The organism is Burkholderia pyrrocinia, assembly GCF_001028665.1.
Taxonomy (GTDB): domain Bacteria; phylum Pseudomonadota; class Gammaproteobacteria; order Burkholderiales; family Burkholderiaceae; genus Burkholderia; species Burkholderia pyrrocinia.
The window spans coordinates 1,492,407-1,511,339 of record NZ_CP011503.1; the positions used below are offsets into that span (position 1 = coordinate 1,492,407).

At 66.5% G+C, this 18,933-nt stretch carries 18 protein-coding genes; 11 read left to right on the forward strand and 7 right to left on the reverse strand.

The features are described from left to right. Positions 1–25: 25 nt before the first annotated feature. The 4 genes from ABD05_RS06815 to ABD05_RS06830 all read right to left on the reverse strand — a co-directional run bounded on the left by ABD05_RS06815 (position 26) and on the right by ABD05_RS06830 (position 5,736). On the reverse strand, positions 26–2,374 hold the full coding sequence (locus tag ABD05_RS06815; protein WP_047899502.1) for a tetratricopeptide repeat protein: 2,349 nt from the start codon (positions 2,372–2,374) through the stop codon (positions 26–28). 253 nt (positions 2,375–2,627) lie between these two features. Next, positions 2,628–2,927: a flagellar protein FliT gene (fliT, locus tag ABD05_RS06820; RefSeq protein ID WP_047899503.1), complete on the reverse strand. Its 300-nt coding sequence runs from the start codon at positions 2,925–2,927 to the stop codon at positions 2,628–2,630. Between the two features lie 25 nt (positions 2,928–2,952). Beyond that, the gene (gene fliD, locus ABD05_RS06825; RefSeq protein ID WP_047899504.1) at positions 2,953–4,449 is read right to left on the reverse strand and encodes a flagellar filament capping protein FliD; all 1,497 of its coding nucleotides are present in this window, start codon (positions 4,447–4,449) and stop codon (positions 2,953–2,955) included. A gap of 132 nt (positions 4,450–4,581) precedes the next feature. Then, positions 4,582–5,736 carry a flagellin gene (locus tag ABD05_RS06830; protein WP_047899505.1) on the reverse strand — a complete coding sequence of 385 codons (1,155 nt, stop codon included), beginning with the start codon at positions 5,734–5,736 and terminating at the stop codon, positions 4,582–4,584. A gap of 519 nt (positions 5,737–6,255) precedes the next feature. Between ABD05_RS06830 and rpsU the strand changes: the two genes are divergently transcribed. Further along, positions 6,256–6,468 carry a 30S ribosomal protein S21 gene (gene rpsU, locus ABD05_RS06835; protein WP_006401410.1) on the forward strand — a complete coding sequence of 71 codons (213 nt, stop codon included), beginning with the start codon at positions 6,256–6,258 and terminating at the stop codon, positions 6,466–6,468. 224 nt (positions 6,469–6,692) lie between these two features. On the opposite strand, the gene ABD05_RS06840 is transcribed toward rpsU, so the two are convergent. Next, on the reverse strand, positions 6,693–7,295 hold the full coding sequence (locus ABD05_RS06840; protein WP_047899506.1) for a DNA-3-methyladenine glycosylase I: 603 nt from the start codon (positions 7,293–7,295) through the stop codon (positions 6,693–6,695). A gap of 142 nt (positions 7,296–7,437) precedes the next feature. On the opposite strand from ABD05_RS06840, the gene ABD05_RS06845 reads away from it, so the two are divergent. Together ABD05_RS06845 and ABD05_RS06850 are read left to right on the forward strand one after the other, a co-directional pair. Continuing rightward, positions 7,438–8,319: a glucosamine kinase nucleotide-binding domain-containing protein gene (locus tag ABD05_RS06845; RefSeq protein ID WP_047899507.1), complete on the forward strand. Its 882-nt coding sequence runs from the start codon at positions 7,438–7,440 to the stop codon at positions 8,317–8,319. 145 nt (positions 8,320–8,464) lie between these two features. Further along, positions 8,465–9,289 (forward strand): Cof-type HAD-IIB family hydrolase, encoded by an 825-nt coding sequence (locus ABD05_RS06850; RefSeq protein WP_047899508.1) that lies wholly within the window; start codon positions 8,465–8,467, stop codon positions 9,287–9,289. A 131-nt stretch (positions 9,290–9,420) separates the two neighbouring features. On the opposite strand, the gene aqpZ is transcribed toward ABD05_RS06850, so the two are convergent. Next, positions 9,421–10,161, reverse strand: a complete 741-nt coding sequence (aqpZ, locus tag ABD05_RS06855) for an aquaporin Z (protein WP_047899509.1) — start codon at positions 10,159–10,161, stop codon at positions 9,421–9,423. A gap of 300 nt (positions 10,162–10,461) precedes the next feature. On the opposite strand from aqpZ, the gene ABD05_RS06860 reads away from it, so the two are divergent. Continuing rightward, a complete protein-coding gene (locus ABD05_RS06860; RefSeq protein WP_006489320.1) occupies positions 10,462–10,758 on the forward strand; it encodes an H-NS histone family protein in 297 nt (98 codons plus the stop codon). A gap of 110 nt (positions 10,759–10,868) precedes the next feature. Here the strand turns inward: ABD05_RS06860 and ABD05_RS06865 are convergent, their stop codons facing one another. Further along, positions 10,869–11,933 carry a glycosyltransferase family 4 protein gene (locus ABD05_RS06865; RefSeq protein ID WP_047899510.1) on the reverse strand — a complete coding sequence of 355 codons (1,065 nt, stop codon included), beginning with the start codon at positions 11,931–11,933 and terminating at the stop codon, positions 10,869–10,871. A 668-nt stretch (positions 11,934–12,601) separates the two neighbouring features. Between ABD05_RS06865 and flhD the strand changes: the two genes are divergently transcribed. The 7 genes from flhD (at position 12,602) to cheW (ending at position 18,921) form a co-directional block, all read left to right on the forward strand. Continuing rightward, complete coding sequence (gene flhD, locus ABD05_RS06870) at positions 12,602–12,922, forward strand: flagellar transcriptional regulator FlhD (RefSeq protein WP_039346834.1); 321 nt, start codon at positions 12,602–12,604, stop codon at positions 12,920–12,922. A 92-nt stretch (positions 12,923–13,014) separates the two neighbouring features. After that, positions 13,015–13,569: a flagellar transcriptional regulator FlhC gene (gene flhC, locus ABD05_RS06875; protein ID WP_047899511.1), complete on the forward strand. Its 555-nt coding sequence runs from the start codon at positions 13,015–13,017 to the stop codon at positions 13,567–13,569. A gap of 180 nt (positions 13,570–13,749) precedes the next feature. Beyond that, complete coding sequence (gene motA, locus ABD05_RS06880; protein ID WP_011350592.1) at positions 13,750–14,610, forward strand: flagellar motor stator protein MotA; 861 nt, start codon at positions 13,750–13,752, stop codon at positions 14,608–14,610. 13 nt (positions 14,611–14,623) lie between these two features. After that, positions 14,624–15,643 (forward strand): flagellar motor protein MotB, encoded by a 1,020-nt coding sequence (gene motB, locus ABD05_RS06885; RefSeq protein ID WP_047899512.1) that lies wholly within the window; start codon positions 14,624–14,626, stop codon positions 15,641–15,643. Positions 15,644–15,667: 24 nt separating this feature from the next. Next, complete coding sequence (locus ABD05_RS06890; RefSeq protein ID WP_047899513.1) at positions 15,668–16,045, forward strand: response regulator; 378 nt, start codon at positions 15,668–15,670, stop codon at positions 16,043–16,045. A gap of 33 nt (positions 16,046–16,078) precedes the next feature. Beyond that, a complete protein-coding gene (cheA, locus tag ABD05_RS06895; RefSeq protein WP_047899514.1) occupies positions 16,079–18,349 on the forward strand; it encodes a chemotaxis protein CheA in 2,271 nt (756 codons plus the stop codon). Between the two features lie 47 nt (positions 18,350–18,396). Continuing rightward, a complete protein-coding gene (gene cheW, locus ABD05_RS06900) occupies positions 18,397–18,921 on the forward strand; it encodes a chemotaxis protein CheW (protein WP_034183900.1) in 525 nt (174 codons plus the stop codon). Positions 18,922–18,933 lie beyond the last annotated feature (12 nt).

An 18,933-nucleotide genomic window follows, 5' to 3' on the forward strand; every position in this document is an offset into this window, starting at 1 on the left:
TCTCTTTTTCGATAGCGCGTGGCGTTCAGGCCTCGGCCGCGGCCTGTGCGGTGGCCGTGTCGTCGAACAGCGGCGTGTCGAATGCGGTGACGGGTTCGCCCGCGCACCAGCGGGTCCACATCGTGCGCAGCGCCGACGACAGCCCGGCCGCGACGATGGCCGGCCGGAACGCGGCGGATTGCAAGCAGCGCGCGCGCAGGCCTGCGCGCAGCGTCTGCAGCGCGGCGGTGTCGCGGCCGAGCGCCAGCGCTTTCGCGACGAAATCGTCTTCGTCCGTCGCGATGTATTCGTCGAGCCCGACGTGCTGCAGCCAGCCCGCGCTGCCGCGCCCGGCCATCGTCGCGCCGGGGAGCGTCACGGTCGGCACGCCCATCCACAGCCCGTTCAGCGTGGTCGTCGAGCCGGTGTACGGGAACGTGTCGAGGCAGAGATCGACGCCGTGGTGCTGCTGCATGTAGACCGGAATGTTCGAACGGCGGTGGAACGTCAGGCGGCCGACATCAATGCCCGCGGCGGCGAACCATGCGGTCAGCGCGTCCTGGTCGCGGTCGTTGCCGACCGCGCCGAGCGCCATGCGCGCAGTCGGGTCCGCATGCAGCACGCGCGCCCAGACCTCGATCACGTGCTGGCTCAGCTTGTTCAGGCGGTTGAAGCTGGCATAGGTCGTATAGCCGTTGTGCAGCGCCGGCAGCACGTTGACGGGCGGGCAGTTCGGCGGCGGCATGAACGGCGCGATCGCTGGCAGCCGCACGATCTGCTCGACGAACTGGTCGTCGAATGCGCCGTGCGGCGCGACGAAGCGGTCCGTCAGGTAGTAGTCCATCTTGCCGAGGCCGGTCGTGGCCGGATAGCCGATCCAGGACGCCTGCACCGGCGCCGCGCGTTGCGCCAGCGCGACGAGCCGGTTGCGGCCGGTATGGCCCGACAGGTCGATCACGATGTCGATGCGGTCGTTGCGCACGCGTTCGAGGAAGGCCTGGTCGCTCATGCCGGCGACGTTGCGCCAGGTCGTGGCGTGGGCCTTGAAGCGCTCGGATGTGTGATCTTCCTCGAAGTGATTGTGATAGAAGTGCATCGCAATGCCGGGATCGGCCGCGAGCTGCTCGATCACGGGCACCGCGTAGGAGGAAACCGCGTGGCTGAACAGGTCGCCCGACACGAAGCCGACCTGCAGCTTGCGCGCCGGGTCGCGCGGGTTCGAGAACACGGCCGCGCGCTTGCGTTTGTGGTTGTCGTAGCGTTCGCCGAACTTGCGGTGTTCCGCAACGAGCGCCTGCGGATCGAATTCGCTGCTGTGCGCGATACAGAACAGCATGCTGCTGTGGGTGACGCTGTCGGTCGGGTTGATTTCGATCGAGCGCTTCAGCCAGCCTACCGCCTCCTGCGTGGCGCCCAGTTCGAGCAGCACGAAGCCGAGCGTGCTCATCGGGGCGGCCGCGCCGGGTGCGAGGTCGACTGCGCGCCGGCAGGCCGCGATCGCTTCGTCCGTGCGGCGCATCGCGAACAGCACGAGAGCGCGGACCCGCATCGCCTCAGGGTGATCCGGCTGGAGCTCGAACAGGCGCTGACACTGTTCGTCGGCTTCCGCGAGACGGTTCATCGCTCGCAACGTATCCGCGAGCAGGATGCGCACGAGCACTTCGTTCGGCAGCAAGGCGACCGTGCGCAGGCCGGCCTCGATCAGCTCCGCGAAGCGACCTTCCCGGTGATGCGATGCGGACAGCGCGCGCCAGCATGCGCCGTCTTCCGGGTAGTCGGCGACCAGTTTCCGCGCAAGCGCGGTGGCTTCCGCGTGCTTGTTCTTGTCGAACAGCGCCGCGTGCTTTTGCAGCAGCGTCTGGCTGGGGCGGCGGACAGGCTTGCCGGCGTCGTTCCGCCCGGCCGGGCCGGCCGCGGTTTCAAGGACGATCGCCGCGTCGATGCCGCTTGTGGCGACGGCGACCGCTGCAGTCGTGAGCACGATGTCGGGCGATGCCAACTGCGCGATCAGGCCGTCCAGTGCGGGGCCGTGCACGCCGCGTTGTTGCGCGATCTCGACGGCGATCCATGCAGCGGCCGTTTGTCCGCTGCGATGCAGTGCGTGGATGTAGCTGACCCAGTAGTAGCCGTTGGCCGGATTCGAGCCGATGGCGGCTTCGAAATGCGGTATCGCGTCGGCCGGGCGGCCCGTATCGACCAGCAGGACCGCGAGGTTGTAGTGCGCGTCCCCGTGCGTGGGCACTGCGTCGAGGATGGCCTCGTACAGCGCCCGGGCGTCGTCGAAAGCACTGGCGCGCTGGCGCTCGAGCGCGTTGTCCAGGACGAGCGCGATGTCCTGCGCAAGCTGCTGTTCGGGCGTAAGCGTGGCGGAGGAGGACAGTTCGAACGAGAGCATGATGGGATCTACGGAAAGTCGGTCGATACCATTATGGGTAGCGTGCCGCGGCGCCGATGCCGCGAGATGACGGTAAAAGCCTGGTCAGTTTGGGTGATTGAACGGGCGGTCGCGGCACCGGGCGGCGCAGCCGGCGGCGCGCAAAAAAACGCCCGCGCGAGGCGGGCGGAGGCGAACGAGCACGCCCTCACATCAGCGCGTAGTTCTTGTTGTCGGGTTGGCGCGCGCGGTTTGGCGCGGCGCTTGGGGTGCGTCAGCGGCTCGCGACGCTCTGGTACTGGCCGACGGCCTGCACACGGCCCATCGCCGCCTGGTATTCGTCGGTCAATTCCTGCTGCGCACGTTGCGCGTCGGCGAAGATGCGGTCGTTGCTCGACTGCATGCGGCGGATCGCGGCGATGCCGGCCGGCGGCTGGTCGGCCGCGAGCAACGCGACGAGCGGCTCGCGCGCGTCGACGAGGCGTGTCGCCTCGATCCAGTCGGCCATCGCGGCCGCATGTTCGATTGCGTCGGTGAGCGCGTCGAGCTGCGCGATCAGTTCGGTCTGTGCCATCGTGGCTCTCCTGTCCGGGTGGCGGTCAGCCCTTGTTGTTCGACATCGCGCCGGCGCTGTTCGCGCCGCCGAACAGCTGCGTCAGGTACTGCGAGTTGCTGTTCATCGTCGCCATCAGCTTGTTGAGCGCGGTGAACTGCCCCTGGTACTGGCTGGTCAGCTGTGCCGCGTAATTCGACAGGTTCGTCTGCTGCGTCGTGACGCTCTTCAGGTCGTTGCTGAGCGCCGTCGTGCGCGCGGCGATCAGCCCGTTCGTCTTCGTGTAATTCGTGATGTTCGTCGTCAGCTGCTCGCCGATTCCGTTCGTCGAGTTGAACAGCGACGCAACGCCCGACGGGTTGGTCTGCAGCGCGGTGTTGAGCGTCGCGCTGTCGGTCTTCAGCGTGCCGTCCGCCTGCAGCGTGACGCCGATCGACGCGAGGTTGATCGTCGAGCCGTTGTTGTTCACGCCGCTCGCGACGATCGACGCGAGCGAGTTCTTGATCGTGTTCAGCGTCGAGTCGCCAAGCAGCGGTCCTTGCGAAGACGCGCCGGACGTGAAGCTCGACAGCGAGCCCATCGTCGTGACGAGCGTGTTGTAGAGCGTCACGAAGTTGTTGACCGCGGCGGCCTGGGTTTTCGTGTCGGTGGCGACCGTCAGCGTCTGAGTCTGGCTCGCGTTGACGGCGGCCGTGGTCAGGTTCAGCGTGACGCCGGTGATCGCGCTCTTCACGGTGTTGCTCGCGCTCGTTCCGGCGATGCCGTTGATCGTGAACGCGGCGTCCTGCGCGGCCGTGCTTTGCTTCCACGCGGCGCTGCCGTTCGCGGACGTAAAGGTCGACTGGCCGCCCGTCGTGCTGGCCGTCGACGTGACGCCGAGGCTGGACAGGCCGTTGTCGCCGGACACGTTGCTGAGCGCGACGCTGATCGTGTTCGCCGCGCCGGTCGGCGTCGAGCTGAGCACGAGGTGCGCGCCGTCGCTGCCGTTGACGACCGATGCGACGATGCCCGGGTTGCCGGTCGTGTTGTTGATCGCGGCGGCGATGCCGGACAGCGTGTTGTTCGTGCCGTTCACGTTGACCGTGAACGACTGGCTGCCGAGCGACAGCGTCATCGTGCCGGTGCCGAGCGCCGTGGACGAACCGAACGCGGCCGACGACAGCGACTGCGACGTCGCGATCTGCGTGACGCCGACCGAATAGCTGCCGGCGACGGCGCCCACGCCCGCGGTCGCGGTGAGGCCGGTGCCGCTCGCGGTCGCGGTGAAGGTGTTCTGCAGCGAGCCGTTCGACAGCGTCGCGAGGCCGGCCTGCAGTGCGCTCAGCGCCGCCGAAAGGGCGCCATACGCGGAAATCTGGGTGTTGTCGCTGCTCTGCTGCGCGCTGAGCGCGGCGGCCTGACCGGCGGTCTTGGCATTGACGAGCGCCGTCACGAGCGAGTTGACGTCCATCGACGAGTTGCCGGTCGAACCGCTGATGATCGATTGCGCGGCTTGCTGCAACTGGCTGTTGGCCGCGTTGGTGGCGGAATTGATCGTCGACATCGTATTGCTCCGTGCGGCGGATGATCCGTGAAATGCTGGGTGAAGACCTGGCTGCGGGGCAAAGCCCCGCATGCCAAGCGCTTGCGGCCAGGCCGCGCGTTACGCGGGGCCCGGCCGTCGGTTGCTACGCGATTACTGCAGGAGCTTCAGGACCTGCTGCGGCAGCGAGTTCGCCTGTGCGAGCACCGAGATGCCTGCTTGCTGCAGCACCTGGTTCTTCGACATGTTCGCGGTTTCCTGCGCGAAGTTCGCGTCGGTGATTTGCGACTGTGCCGACGACAGGTCGGTCGATTCTGCCTGCTGCGACGTGGCGATTGCCGTGAAGCGGTTTTGTGCCGCGCCCAGTTGTGCCTGAACGTTGTTCACCGTTTGCAGCGCGTTGTCGATCGATACCATCGCGACGTTTGCACCGCTGACCGTGCTGATGTCGAGGCCCGACACGGTTGCCGGCTTGTTGACGGCGTTGATCTGCGCAACGGCGTTCGTGATCGCGGTGAGCGACGCTGCCGACATGCTCGAGCTGGTTGCGCTCGTTTGGATCGACAGAGCGCCGACTGCCGTGCCCGTGCCGGTCGTTGCGCTTGCGCCGAACACAGACTGGGCAACGGTTTGCGCGATGGCACCGCCGTTCTGGTCGGTGAACGTGTAGCCACCTTGACCGTCCGACATCACGTTGATCGCGGTAATCGCTGCGCCCGACGACGTGTACTTGCCGGCGGTGTCGAGGCTCAGGCCCGTCACCGTGCCGACCGTCTGACCCGTCTGCACCAGGCCGCCGCCGATCTTCGCGGCCGACATGCTTTGGCTCAGGTCCAGCGAGATCGTCTGGCCGACGTTCGCGCCAACCTGGAACGACACGATGCCCGCGTTGCCGTTCAGGATGTTCGTGCCGTTGTACGTCGTTTGCGACGCGATACGGTTCACTTCCTGGATCTGCTGCGCGACTTCCTGTTGCAGTGCTGCCTGGTCGGTCGTGGACATCGTGCCCGTCGACGCCTGGACGGCCAGCGTGCGGATACGTTGCAGGCTGTTCGTCAGCGACGACAGTGCGCTCGATGCCGTTTGAATCATCGACACGCCGTCGTTCGCGTTCGACACGCCCTGGTTCAGGCCGTTGATCTGCGTTTGCATCCGCGTCGAAATCGCGAGGCCGGCTGCATCGTCCGCTGCGCTGTTGATGCGCTTGCCCGACGACAGACGCGTGATGGCTTGCGACAGTGCGTTTTGCGAGCCGTTGAGGTTCTGCTGAGCAACCAGCGAGTTGATGTTGCTATTGATTCCGAGCATGGAAAAATCTCCTGTTTAAGCCGAAAGCCCTGGGAAGCCGTTTTTGGCGTCGGCGGAAGCACTCGTTCATTGCTGGCCGCCTCAGAGCAGGATTTCGGCGTACCAAAACAAAACTTGAGGGCCGAGTTGAGATTCGGCCCGATTTTTTATCCTTCTTTGTCATTTCGGACGGGCCCGGCCAGACGCTCGACTAACGGGAGCAGAGGCCGGCCCGTCGACGGAGTTGCAAGGCTGTGCATACGGAATCGACAAAAGGATGGTTTTGTCTGTGATTCCCTGCTATGATGGCGGGCTGAATTGAGATTTCTGTCACGCCTTTGCCGTTTTCGGCATGTCTGCTGGCAGTCAAACGCGGCGCTGCACGCGGTTGTGAAGCGTACTCGCGGTGCTTTCCGCCTCTCTTTTCCGGCCTCCGAGGCCGTATTTCCGCTCGTTTCGCCTGTTGTGGGGACGCTCGGTTGGCCGGTGCGTGGCGCTTGGCCGCTACGTTTTTGACCGTTTAAGCAATTTAGGAACGACATGACGACGATTCTTCTGAAAGAAAACGAGCCGTTCGAAGTGGCGATTCGCCGCTTTCGTCGCGCTATCGAAAAAAATGGCCTGATCGCTGAGCTGCGCGAGCGCCAGTCTTACGAAAAGCCGACCGCAGTCCGCAAGCGCAAGAAGGCAGCAGCCGTCAAGCGCCTGCACAAGCGCCTGCGCAGCCAGATGCTGCCGAAGAAGCTCCACTAAGAGCGTCTTACGGCTCGCCGCTACGGTTCGCCGCGAAACGGCGGAGTGTGCCTCGAAAGAGGCCGCTCCGCCGTTTTGCTTTTGGGGCCGGGAAAGGCCTGATGCCGTGGCGGCGGGGACGGTAGCGGGGGGCGGTCGGTCGTGCCTGCGTCGCCACGCGCGGCGCGGCGCGGTGAGCGGGCGGGGCGGAGCCGTTGCAGGCTCCGGGCGATGGCTGGTGCCCGTCAGCCGGCCTTGCGCCGGCGTGCCGGCTGCTTGCCGCCGAGCGCCGCACATTGCGCGTGGCACGGGCAGCCGACCTCGTGATCGTTGACCATGCCGGTCGCCTGCATCAGCGCATAGCAGATCGTCGAGCCGACGAACTTGCAGCCGTACGCCTTCAGTGCCTTGCTGAGCGCGTCGGACTGCTCGGTGGACGCGGGCGCGTCGCGATACGACTCCCATGCGTTCTGAACCGGCGTGTTGCCGACGAACGACCACAGGAACGCGGCGAGCGACCCGTGCTCGTCGCGGATGCGCTGCACGGCACGCGCGTTGGTCACCGCCGATTCGACCTTCGCGCGGTTGCGCACGATGCCGGGGTTCTCCAGCAGTTTCTCGATGCGCTTCGGCGTGAAGCGCGCGACGGCGTCGACGTCGAAATCGGCGAACGCTTCGCGATAGCCGGCGCGCTTGTTCAGGATCGTCGACCACGACAGCCCGGCCTGCGCGCCTTCCAGGATCAGCATTTCGAACAGGTGGCGATCGTCGTGCGACGGCACGCCCCACTCGGTATCGTGATAGTGAGCGTCCGCTTCCGTCTTCACCCAGTTGCACCGCTGCGACATCGTCTGCCTCGTTTTCAGTGTCGATTCGATCGCGCCAGCATAGCGGAAGCCCTTTTCGCGGGATAGCCGGCCGAACGGCAGATGGGCGCGCGGCGCCGATCCGGTTAAGCTTGGCGCCTGTTCGAATCAGCGGGATGAAGGCATGGCGGCATTACTTTTTGCGATCGGCATCGACGGCGGCGGCACGGGCACGCGTGCGGTGCTGGCCGACCGGCACGGGCGGGAGCTCGCGCAGGGGCGCGGCGGCCCGTCGGGGCTCGGTCTCGGCATCGAGCGCGCGTGGGCGTCGATCGGCGCGGCCTGCGCGGACGCGTTCACGCAGGCCGGTTTCGCGTTCGAGTGGTCGCAATGCGCGCTCGGCTGCGGGCTCGCGGGTGTCAACAATGCGGCGTGGCTCGCCGCATTCCGCGCGCGGGCGCCGCTCGGCGCGCTCGCGATCGAGAGCGACGCGTATACGACGGTCGTCGGCGCGCACGGCGGCGCGCCGGGGCTCATCGTCGCGCTCGGCACGGGCAGTATCGCGGCGGCGCTCGATGCGGGCGGCGCGTGCCGGATCGCGGGCGGTTTCGGCTTTCCGTCCGGCGACGAGGCAAGCGGCGCGTGGCTCGGCGTGCGTGCGCTCGCGTATGCGCAACAGGCGCTCGACGGCCGCGTGCCGCGCGATGCGTTCGCAGACGCGCTGCTCGCGGAAACGGGCGCGCAGAATCGCGACGCGCTCGTCCAGTGGTCGTGCGATGCAAACCAGACGATCTACGCGCGGCTCGCGCCGGTCGTGTTCGCGCACCGCTCGCACCCGGTCGCGGGCGCGCTGATCGCGCAGGCCGGCGAAGAGATCGGCAAGATGATCGATGCGCTCGATCCGCAGCGGGCGCTGCCGGTCGCACTATGCGGCGGGCTCGCCGACGCGCTGGCGCCGGCCGTGCCGGCGCGTCACGCCGCGCGGCTGCGCGCGCCGCTCGACGATTCCGCGCACGGCGCGTTGCGGCTCGCGCTGCAGGCGCTGCGGGCGGCGGAAGGTGCGTGAACGTGGCTGAACGTGTCTGAAGCGGGATGAAGGCGCGCCGCAGCAGCACCGAAGGCGGCGCTTGACCGGGAACCGTCCGGCGCGCAGCCGGGCACGACGTTAGAATGGCCGTTCCGCAGAGCCCTGAGCGCCATTCTTCCGTCCCATGTACAAAGTCATCGCCACCGATCTCGACGGTACCCTGCTGAACAGCGACCACCAGCTCGACCCGTACACGATCGACACCGTCCGCCGGCTCGAGCGCGACGGCCTGCAGTTCGTGATCGCCACGGGGCGCCATTACGCGGATGTCGCGGGCATTCGCGACGTGCTCGGCATCCGGCCGTACCTGATCACGTCGAACGGGGCACGCGTGCATGCACCGGACGACACGACGATCCACGCGCAGGACATCGATCCCGCGATCGTCCGCGGCCTCGTGCAGCCGGACGTCGTCGGCGCGCACGGCCGCGTGATCGTCAACCTGTTTACCGACCAGGGCTGGCTGATCGACCGCGATGCGCCGCACCTGCTCGAATTCCACCAGGATTCGGGCTTCCGGTACGACGTGATCGACATGCCCGCGCACGACGGCGCGGATATCGCGAAGGTGCTGTATATCGGCGAGCCGGCCGATCTGGCGGTCGTCGCCGAGCAGATGCGGGTGCGGTTCGGCGATGCGCTGTACGTCACGTACTCGCTGCCCGACTGTCTCGAAGTGATGACCGCGAACGTGTCGAAGGGCCGCGCGCTGCGCACGGTGCTCGCCCGGCTGGGCGTCGATACCGGTCACTGCATCGCGTTCGGCGACAACATGAACGACATCGACCTGCTCGAAACCGCCGGTCACGCGTTCATGATGAACAACGCGAACCCCGACCTGGTCGCACGGCTGCCGCACATCCCGCGGATCGGCAACAACTTCGACGCGGGCGTCGCCCGCCACCTGCGCACGCTGTTCTCGCTCGAGGGCAACGTCGCCGCTTCCTGAGCGCCCCGCCCGAGCGCGCTTTCCGGGCGGCAATGAAAAACGGGCGCCAATGGCGCCCGTCGAAATTACCTGCCTCGGTGTTCTTCGACAGCGTGAGGCTCGCTGTTCTGCTCGCGCGACCCCGTAGTGTTTTATTCGCTTGTGCGAGCCGATGCCGGCAGCAGGTCGACGGCGCCGTCACGCCCCGCGACCAGCGGGTAGATGATCCCGGCCAATACCGCGCCGATGATCGGTGCGACCCAGAACAGCCAGAGCTGGCCGATCGCGTCGCCGCCGACGAACAGCGCCGGGCCGGTCGAGCGCGCCGGGTTCACCGACGTGTTGGTGACCGGAATCGAGATCAGGTGAATCAGCGTCAGGCACAGGCCGATCGCGATCGGCGCGAAGCCGGCCGGCGCGCGCTTGTCGGTCGCGCCGAGGATCACGAACAGGAAGAAGCCCGTCATCACGACTTCGCAGATGAACGCCGCGGCCAGCGAGTAGTGGCCGGGCGAGCGCTCGCCGAAGCCGTTCGTCGCAAAGCCGCTGCCGACGACGTCGAAGCCCGGCTTGCCGGTAGCGATCAGGTACAGCACGAACGCGCCGAGCGTTGCGCCGACAACCTGCGCGACGATGTACGGCGCGAGATCGCGTGCCGGAAAACGGCCGGCGACCGTCAGGCCGACGCTCACCGCCGGATTCAGGTGGCAACCCGAAATGTGGCCGATCGCGAATGCCATCGTCAGCACGGTCAGGCCAAAGGCGAGTGCGACACCGGCAAAGCCGATGCCGAGGCCCGGAAAGGCGGCGGCCAGCACGGCGCTTCCGCACCCGCCGAGCACCAGCCAGAACGTGCCGAATACCTCTGCAGCGAGACGCTGGGAAAGCTTCATGTAAGGACCTTGTACAAGTGCGTTGAAAACGACCGGACGACGCAACGGATTTATTCCGTCGCCAGGAATTGGTCTGGATTATAGGAAATGAATCGGGTTCGGGAGGGTCAACGATTGTTAAATTTGAATGGCTGACGAATGCCTTTTATTAGAATAAGTCCGCATTCTCGATATAGCCGAATCGGTTAAAGATGACAGCATTTATTTCGAAGGGCAGGGCGGCAGTGCGGATGACGTAACGGATGTTTGTGTCCCGGCCGGATTCGCCGGGGCCGCATCATCGAAAAGGGGAGTCGAAAAATGTCTCAATACGCGAAACTCAAGGCGCAGATCGCCGATCTGCAGGCCCAGGCGGACGACGTGCGTCGCCAGGAAGTGGCGGCGGTGATTGCCGACGTCCAGCGAATGATTGCCGAATACGGCCTGACGGCCCAGGATTTGGGCTTCGCGGAGCGAGCGCGGCGCGGCCGCCCGCCGAAGAAGGCGCCGCTGCCCCCGAAATACCGCGATCCGAAGTCCGGCGCGACCTGGAGCGGGCGCGGCAAACCGCCGAATTGGATCGTCGGGAAAAACCGCGATCGTTTCCTGATCGAATGACTGAAAGCCAAATAGAAAGAGCCGCATCGTCGATGCGGCTCTTTTGCTTTGCGGTTTGCGCGCCGATTTCGGCGCGGATTTTACCGAATATTTCGGCGCGGATTTCCGCGTCAGGCGCCCGCGACCCGGCGCAATACCGGTTGCCGGGTCGTCGCGCAAAGCGATTCGTAGGTTTCGACATAACGCTGCGCCATCGCCTTCGAGCTGAAACGCGTATCGAAGCGTTCGCGGATCGCGGTGCGCGACAGGCTGTCGATCCGGTGCAGCGCGCCGACCGCGCCCTGCACGTCCTCGACGATGAAGCCGGTCACGCCGTCCTCGATCACTTCCGGCACCGAGCCGCGGTTGAACGCGACGACCGGCGTGCCGCACGCCATCGCCTCGATCATCACGAGGCCGAACGGCTCCGGCCAGTCGATCGGGAACAGCAGCGCCTTCGCGCCGGACAGGAACGCGGGCTTCTGCGCTTCGTTGATCTCGCCGATGAATTCGACGTGCGCCTGGCCGAGCAGCGGCTCGATCACTTCCTTGAAGTAGTCGGCGTCGGCCTTGTCGACCTTCGCGGCGATCTTCAGCGGCAGCCCGCTTTGCGCGGCGATCCGGATCGCCGTGTCGACGCGCTTCTCGGGACAGATCCGGCCGAGGAACGCGAGGTATTCGGGCTTCACGCCCGGCTGCGGCGTGAGCAGCGTGTCGGGCAGCCCGTGGTACACGGTGCCGGCCCACGCGGCTTGCGGCAGCGGCTTGCGCTGGTTGTTCGAGATCGACACGACCGGCGCGTCCGGGAACGCGTCGAACACGGGCTGCAGCTCCGGCAGGTCGAGGCGGCCGTGCAGCGTCGTCACGTAAGGCGTGTCGAGGCGCGACATCAGCGGGAACGGCAGGTAGTCGAGGTGGAAGTGCAGCACGTCGAATTCGTGCGCGACGCGGGCGACCTGCTCGAGGAGCCGCATGTGGGGCGCCATCGAATCGCGGATCGACGGGTCGAGCCGCAGTGCGCGCGGCCAGGCCGCCTCGAGGCGAGCCGACGTGACGGAGTCGCCGCTGGCGAACAGCGTCACATCGTGCCCGAGTTCGACGAGCGCTTCAGTGAGGTAGGACACGACACGCTCGGTACCGCCGTAGAGTTTCGGCGGGACGGCTTCGTAAAGCGGCGCGATCTGGGCAATTCGCATGGGTGATCTCCTGTGTCGATCCGCGGGGCCGCTTTGGCGCCGATAAGGATCAGGTACAAGGTTGCGGAACTCGCCGACGCATGCTGGTGGCGGTACGTGGCCGGGCCCTGGGCGGGGTGCGCGGGGCGCCGGACGGCGAGCTGCGGGGCGGGCCGGCACGGCTCGCGCCGCCGCCCATTGGAGTCCATTATCGATATCGCCCTGAGGGGTTCGAGTGTTTTTTCAAACACTTAAGGCTTGTTACACGATGAAATACGCGAAAACCCCGAGAAAAAGGGTGCGGAGACATAAATCGAGATAGACGCAACTATTGTTGCGCCATCGTGAAAAACCACTATAATTTTTACCGACCCGAATGCCGGCAGCCTTGCCGGCCGCCTTTTTCGCCGTATCAAGGCCGCTACCGGGCTCATCCCAGCCGAATCCGCGCTGTCACCCGTTTTCCCGATCGCTCCCTTTCAATTCGCCTTGTCGGAAAAATTCCTACACGGTTTACAGACAAATCCTGCATGGCATACGCCACTTCGCTGATACCGACATAAATGCCGTTTGGCCAAAATTCGCCCTGTAAGACTATAAACGTGCCGACTGAGCGCCAAGCGCGCCCTGATCGAGCAAACGTTGTCATAACACGAATGGCCAAAGCAAAGCTCTTTAACGGGGGAATCATGAGCGCTACCAGCGAAATGCTCAGTGAGATCAAAGAGGTCAACCTGTCGTACCTCCTCCTCGCGCAGCGCCTGCTGCGGGAAGACAAGGCGATGGGTATGTTCCGCATGGGAATTTCCCAGGAACTGGCCGACCTGCTCGCGAACCTCACGCTCGCCCAGACCGTGAAGCTCGCCGCGTCGAACCAGATGCTGTGCCGCTTCCGCTTTGACGATCACGCGCTGCTGTCGTCGCTCGCCGACAAGGGCCGTAGCGATGTCGTCGCGCACGCCCACTCGGCCATCCTGATGGCCGGGCAACAGGTCGAAGGCGTCCGCTGATCCATCCCGCCTTGCGTTTGTCCCGGCGTGCCGCGCCGGCCGGCAGCGTATTGGCCATCCATCCGAACCACGTCAAGCGGACGGTTTTCACCATGGCAAGCAAAAGCGTCGTGATCGAGGTGAAGGAAATCACCCTCGCCATCGAACTGATCGAACTGGGCGCCCGGCTGCAGTTGCTGGAGGCGGAGACGAGCCTGTCGCGGGACCGTCTGATCAAGCTGTACAAGGAACTGAAGGGCGTGTCGCCGCCGAAGGGGATGCTGCCGTTCTCGACCGACTGGTTCATGACGTGGCAGCCGAACATCCACTCGTCGCTGTTCTACAACATCTACCGGTTCATGCAGGACCACGGCCGCTGCGAGCCGATCCAGTCGATCGTGAAGGCGTACCGGCTCTATCAGGAGCACGTGAACCTGTCCGGCGACGAAGCCGCGCTGAGCCTCACGCGCGCGTGGACGCTCGTGCGCTTCTTCGATTCGGGGATGCTGCAGATGACCCCGTGCACGCGCTGCGGCGGCCACTTCGTCGCGCATGCGCATGATCCGCATCAAGGTTTCGTCTGCGGCCTGTGCCAGCCGCCGTCACGTGCGGGCAAGACCCGCAAGGCCGCCGCCGCGCGCGCCGAACTGGCCGGCGCCGCGGCCTGAGCGCCGGGCCGGGCAGGGCCGGGCGGGCCGCGAGCGGCTGCCGCGGGCCGCGCGAATCGTCTGCCGCTTGCTGGTAAACACCGTCGGGCCGCCGCCGGGCGGCCACGAAAGTTTTCCTGCCGACTGCCGTAAACCTGTTTAACGGCGATCTTCCCGCCGGTCTTTCATGAGGGACAGGCAGTGCTGATTATCGTGGGAACACTCGTGACGCTGTTGTCCGTCTTCGGCGGTTATGCGCTGGCAGGCGGGCATCTGGGCGCATTGATCCAGCCCGTCGAGATCCTGATGATCGTGGGCGCCGGCGTCGGCGCATTCATCCTCGGCAACGGCGGCAAGACCATCAAGGCCACGCTGCGCGTGCTGCCGACGCTCTTCAAGGGCTCGAAATACACGAAGGACGTCTATATGGAGCTGATGGCGCTCCTGTACGTGCTGCTCGCGAAGGCGCGCAAGGAAGGCACGCTGACGCTCGAGGCCGACATCGACGATCCGGAAAAGAGCCCGATCTTCACGCAATACCCGAAGATCCTCGCCGATCACCACATCGTCGAATTCCTGACCGACTACCTGCGCCTGATGGTGGGCGGCAACATGAACGCGTTCGAGATCGAGAGCCTGATGGACGAGGAGATCGAGACGCACCACGCGGAAGGCGAAGGCCCCGCGCACGCGCTGATGCGCGTCGGCGACGCGATGCCGGCGTTCGGCATCGTCGCGGCCGTGATGGGCGTCGTGCACACGATGGCGTCCGCCGACAAGCCGCCCGCGGTGCTCGGCGCGATGATCGCGCAGGCGCTGGTCGGCACGTTCCTCGGGATCCTGTTGTCGTACGGGCTGATCGGGCCGCTCGCGAGCCTCGCGGAGCAGCGCGTCGCCGAGTCGACCAAGATGTTCCAGTGCATCAAGGTGACGATCCTCGCGACGCTGAACGGCTATGCGCCGGCGATTGCGGTCGAGTTCGGCCGCAAGGTGCTGTTCTCGACCGAGCGGCCGTCGTTTTCCGAGCTCGAAGAGCACGTGCGCCGCGTGAAGGCAAAGTGACGCGGAGCGACCGATGAGCAAGAGCAAGGATCGCGCGATCGTCGTCAAGCGGGTGGCCCCGGCGAAGAAGGGCCACCACGGCGGCGCATGGAAGCTCGCGTATGCGGACTTCATGACCGCGATGATGGCGTTCTTCCTGCTGATGTGGCTGCTGAGCTCGGTCACGCCGGTGCAGCTGAAGGGGATCGCCGAATACTTCAACACGCCGCTGAAGGCCGCGCTGTTCGGCAGCGGCGACCGCAGCTCGCAGGACTCCAGCATCATCAACGGCGGCGGCCGCGACCTGTCGAGCGCCGACGCCGGCACGCTGCGCCGCACGGACGGCACGACGTCGCTCGCCGAGCGCGTCGCGAAGCCGGTCGACGAGCAGGCGCAAGCGCAGGCGCAGGGCGCGGTCGAGCGGCGCGAGCAGGCGCGCCTGCACGACCTGCAGATCAAGCTGATGGCCGCGATCGAGGCCAACCCGACGCTGCGCCAGTTCAAGCAGCAGATCCGCATCGACTCGACGCTGATGGGGCTGCGCATCGAGATCGTCGATACGCAGAAGCGGCCGATGTTCGCGATGTCGAGCGACCACGTCGAGCCGTACATGCGCGACATCCTGCGCGAGATCGGCAAGACGCTGAACGACGTGCCGAACCGGATCATCGTCCAGGGCCACACCGACGCGGTGGCGTACGCGGGCGGCGAGGGCGGCTACAGCAACTGGGAGTTGTCGGCCGACCGCGCGAACGCGTCGCGCCGCGAGCTGATCGCCGGCGGCATGGACGAGGCGAAAGTGCTGCGCGTGCTCGGCCTCGCGTCGACGCAGAACCTGAACAAGGCCGACCCGCTCGATCCGGAAAACCGCCGGATCAGCGTGATCGTGCTGAACCGCAAATCCGAAGAAGCGCTGATGCGCGACGACGCGACGACCACGACGCTGTCGGCCGACGCGGCGGGCTCGAAGCTGCTCGCGCAGCAGCTCGCCGGCCCGTCGCCGGCCGCGCGTCCGGTGGTTGCGAGCGCCGCCGCCGTGGCGCCGAAACCCTGACGTTTCCACGATTCCGAGACAGACATGATCCGAACCATTCTCGCCATCGACGACTCCGCGACCATGCGTGCGCTGCTGCAGGCAACGCTTGCGCAGGCCGGCTACGACGTGACGGTGGCGCCGGACGGCGAAGCCGGCTTCGACATGGCCGCGACCGCGCCGTACGACCTGGTGCTGACCGACCAGAACATGCCGCGCAAGAGCGGGCTCGAGGTGATCGCCGCGCTGCGCAAGCTGACCGCGTATGCGGACACGCCGATCCTCGTGCTGACGACCGAAGGCAGCGATGCCTTCAAGGACGCCGCGCGCGACGCGGGCGCGACCGGCTGGATCGAGAAGCCGATCGACCCGGTCGTGCTGGTCGACCTGGTCGCGACGCTGTCCGAGCCGGCTGCCTCCTGACATGAACGCGACGAATCCAACCGGTGACCGGGCATGACTCTCGACATCACGCAGTTCTACCAGACCTTTTTCGACGAAGCGGACGAGCTGCTCGCGCAGATGGAGCAGCTTCTGCTGAACCTCGACGTCGACTCGCCCGACCCCGAAGACCTGGCCGCGATCTTCCGCGCCGCGCATTCGATCAAGGGCGGCGCGGCGACGTTCGGCTTTTCCGCGCTGACCGATACGACGCACATCCTCGAATCGCTGCTCGACCGCGCGCGCAACCATGAGCTGACGCTGACCAAGGACATGGTCGACGCGTTCCTCGAGACCAAGGACGTGCTGTCCGACCAGCTCGTCGACTACCGCGCGAGCGCCGAACCGGACGCGGCAGCCGCCGCGACGATCTGCGCGAAGCTCGAACGGCTGAAGGCCGAGAGCGGCACGGGCGCACCGGCGGCCGCTGCGGCCGCACCGGCGCCTGCCGCGCCGGTCGCCGCTGCCGCCGTGCCGGCCGCAGTTGTCGTCGCACCGGCCGCGGAGCCCGCCGCCGGCGGCGATCGCGCGCCCGATCATGTGGTCGAGCAGGCCGTCGCGGCCGCGCATCCGGCGGCCGACGCAGGCGTTGGCGGCCCGCACCTGAAGATCACGCTCGCGGGCGTCGACGCGAAGGACCGGGAGCTGCTCAGCGAAGAACTCGGCAACCTCGGCCGGATCGTCGGCCGCGAGGAAACGGGCGCCGACCTGACGCTGTGGCTCGAATCGGACGTGCCGTCCGACGACATCGTCGCCGTGTGCTGCTTCGTGATCGACGAAAGCCAGATCCGCGTCGCGCACGGCACGGCGCCGGCCGCGCCGGCTGCCGCGCAGGACGCCGCTGCACCGGCTGCCGAACCGGCCGCCGCCGCGCAACCCGCTCGCGTCGAGGTATTCACGCCGCAGGCCGCCGCGCCGCAACCGGCCGCACCGGTACCGGCTCCCGCAACCGTCGAGCCGGCCGCTGCCGCAGCCACACAGCCGCCGCAACCCCAGCAGCCGCAAGCCGAACACGCGGCACCGGCGGTCGCGCATCACGACGACAAGCGTGCGCGCCCGGCCGCCGCGGCCGCATCGGGCGCCGAAGGCAGCTCGATTCGCGTCGGCGTCGAGAAGGTCGACCAGCTGATCAACCTCGTCGGCGAGCTCGTGATCACGCAGGCGATGCTCGCCGAGACGGCGACCGCGTTCGATCCGGCACTGCACGACCGCCTGTTCAACGGGATGGCGCAGCTCGAGCGCAATGCGCGCGACCTGCAGGAAGCCGTGATGTCGATCCGCATGATGCCGATGGACTACGTGTTCAGCCGCTTCCCGCGGCTCGTGCGCGACCTCGCCGGCAAGCTCGGCAAGCAGGTCGAGCTCGTCACGTTCGGCCAGGCGACCGAGCTCGACAAGAGCCTGATCGAGCGGATCATCGACCCGCTCACGCACCTCGTGCGCAACAGCCTCGACCACGGGATCGAAACCGTCGACAAGCGCGTCGCCGCCGGCAAGGACGCGGTCGGCCAGCTCGTGCTGTCGGCCGCGCATCACGGCGGCAACATCGTGATCGAGGTCAGCGACGACGGCGCGGGCCTGAACCGCGAGCGGATCCTCGCGAAGGCCGCGAAGCAGGGCATGCCGGTGTCCGACAACATCAGCGACGACGAAGTCTGGCAGCTGATCTTCGCGCCGGGCTTCTCGACCGCCGAGACGGTGACCGACGTATCGGGCCGCGGCGTCGGGATGGACGTCGTGAAGCGCAACATCCAGTCGATGGGCGGTCACGTCGAGATCACGTCGCAGGCCGGCCGCGGCACGACCACGCGGATCGTGCTGCCGCTGACGCTCGCGATCCTCGACGGGATGTCGGTGAAGGTCGGCAGCGAGATCTTCATCCTGCCGCTGAACTTCGTGATGGAGTCGCTGCAGCCGTCGAACGACGACATCTACACGGTCGGCAACGGCGAGCGCGTGGTGCGCGTGCGCGGCGAATACCTGCCGCTGGTCGCGCTGCACGAAGTGTTCTCGGTCGAGGACGCGCGCACCGACCCGACGCAGGGGATCGTCACGATCATGGAAACCGAGGGACGCCGCTTCGCGATGCTGATCGACGAGCTGGTCGGCCAGCAGCAGGTGGTCGTGAAGAACCTCGAAACCAACTACCGCAAGGTGCATGGCATCTCGGCGGCGACCATCCTCGGCGACGGCAGCGTCGCGCTGATCGTCGACGTCGCGGCACTGAACCGAGAAACCCGTGCGATGCACGGCGCCCGAGCCGGCGCCGAGCTCGCGATGTTCTGACTCTCGCCATCAACCGATTGGGGGCAAACGTGTCTGCTGAAGTCCAAATGATTCATCCGGCCGCGGCGAACGCGGCCAATGCGACAACCGGCCGCCGCGACGCGGCGCAAGGCGACGCGACGGGCCAGGAATTCCTCGTGTTCACGCTCGGCGACGAGGAATACGGGATCGACATCCTGAAGGTGCAGGAGATCCGCGGTTACGACAGCGTCACGCGCATCGCGAACGCGCCGGACTTCATCAAGGGCGTGATCAACCTGCGCGGGATCATCGTGCCGATCGTCGACATGCGGATCAAGTTCCATCTCGGCCGCGTCGAGTACGACCACCAGACCGTCGTGATCATCCTGAACGTCGCGCATCGCGTGGTCGGGATGGTGGTCGACGGCGTGTCGGACGTGCTGACGCTGCAGACCGACCAGATCATGCCGGCGCCGGAATTCGGCGCGACGCTGACGACCGAGTACCTGACGGGCCTCGGCACGGTCGACGGCCGGATGCTGATCCTGATGGACATCGAGAAGCTGATGTCGAGCCGTGAAATGGCGCTGATCGAAACACTCGGCGGGTAAGCGCGCCGCGCG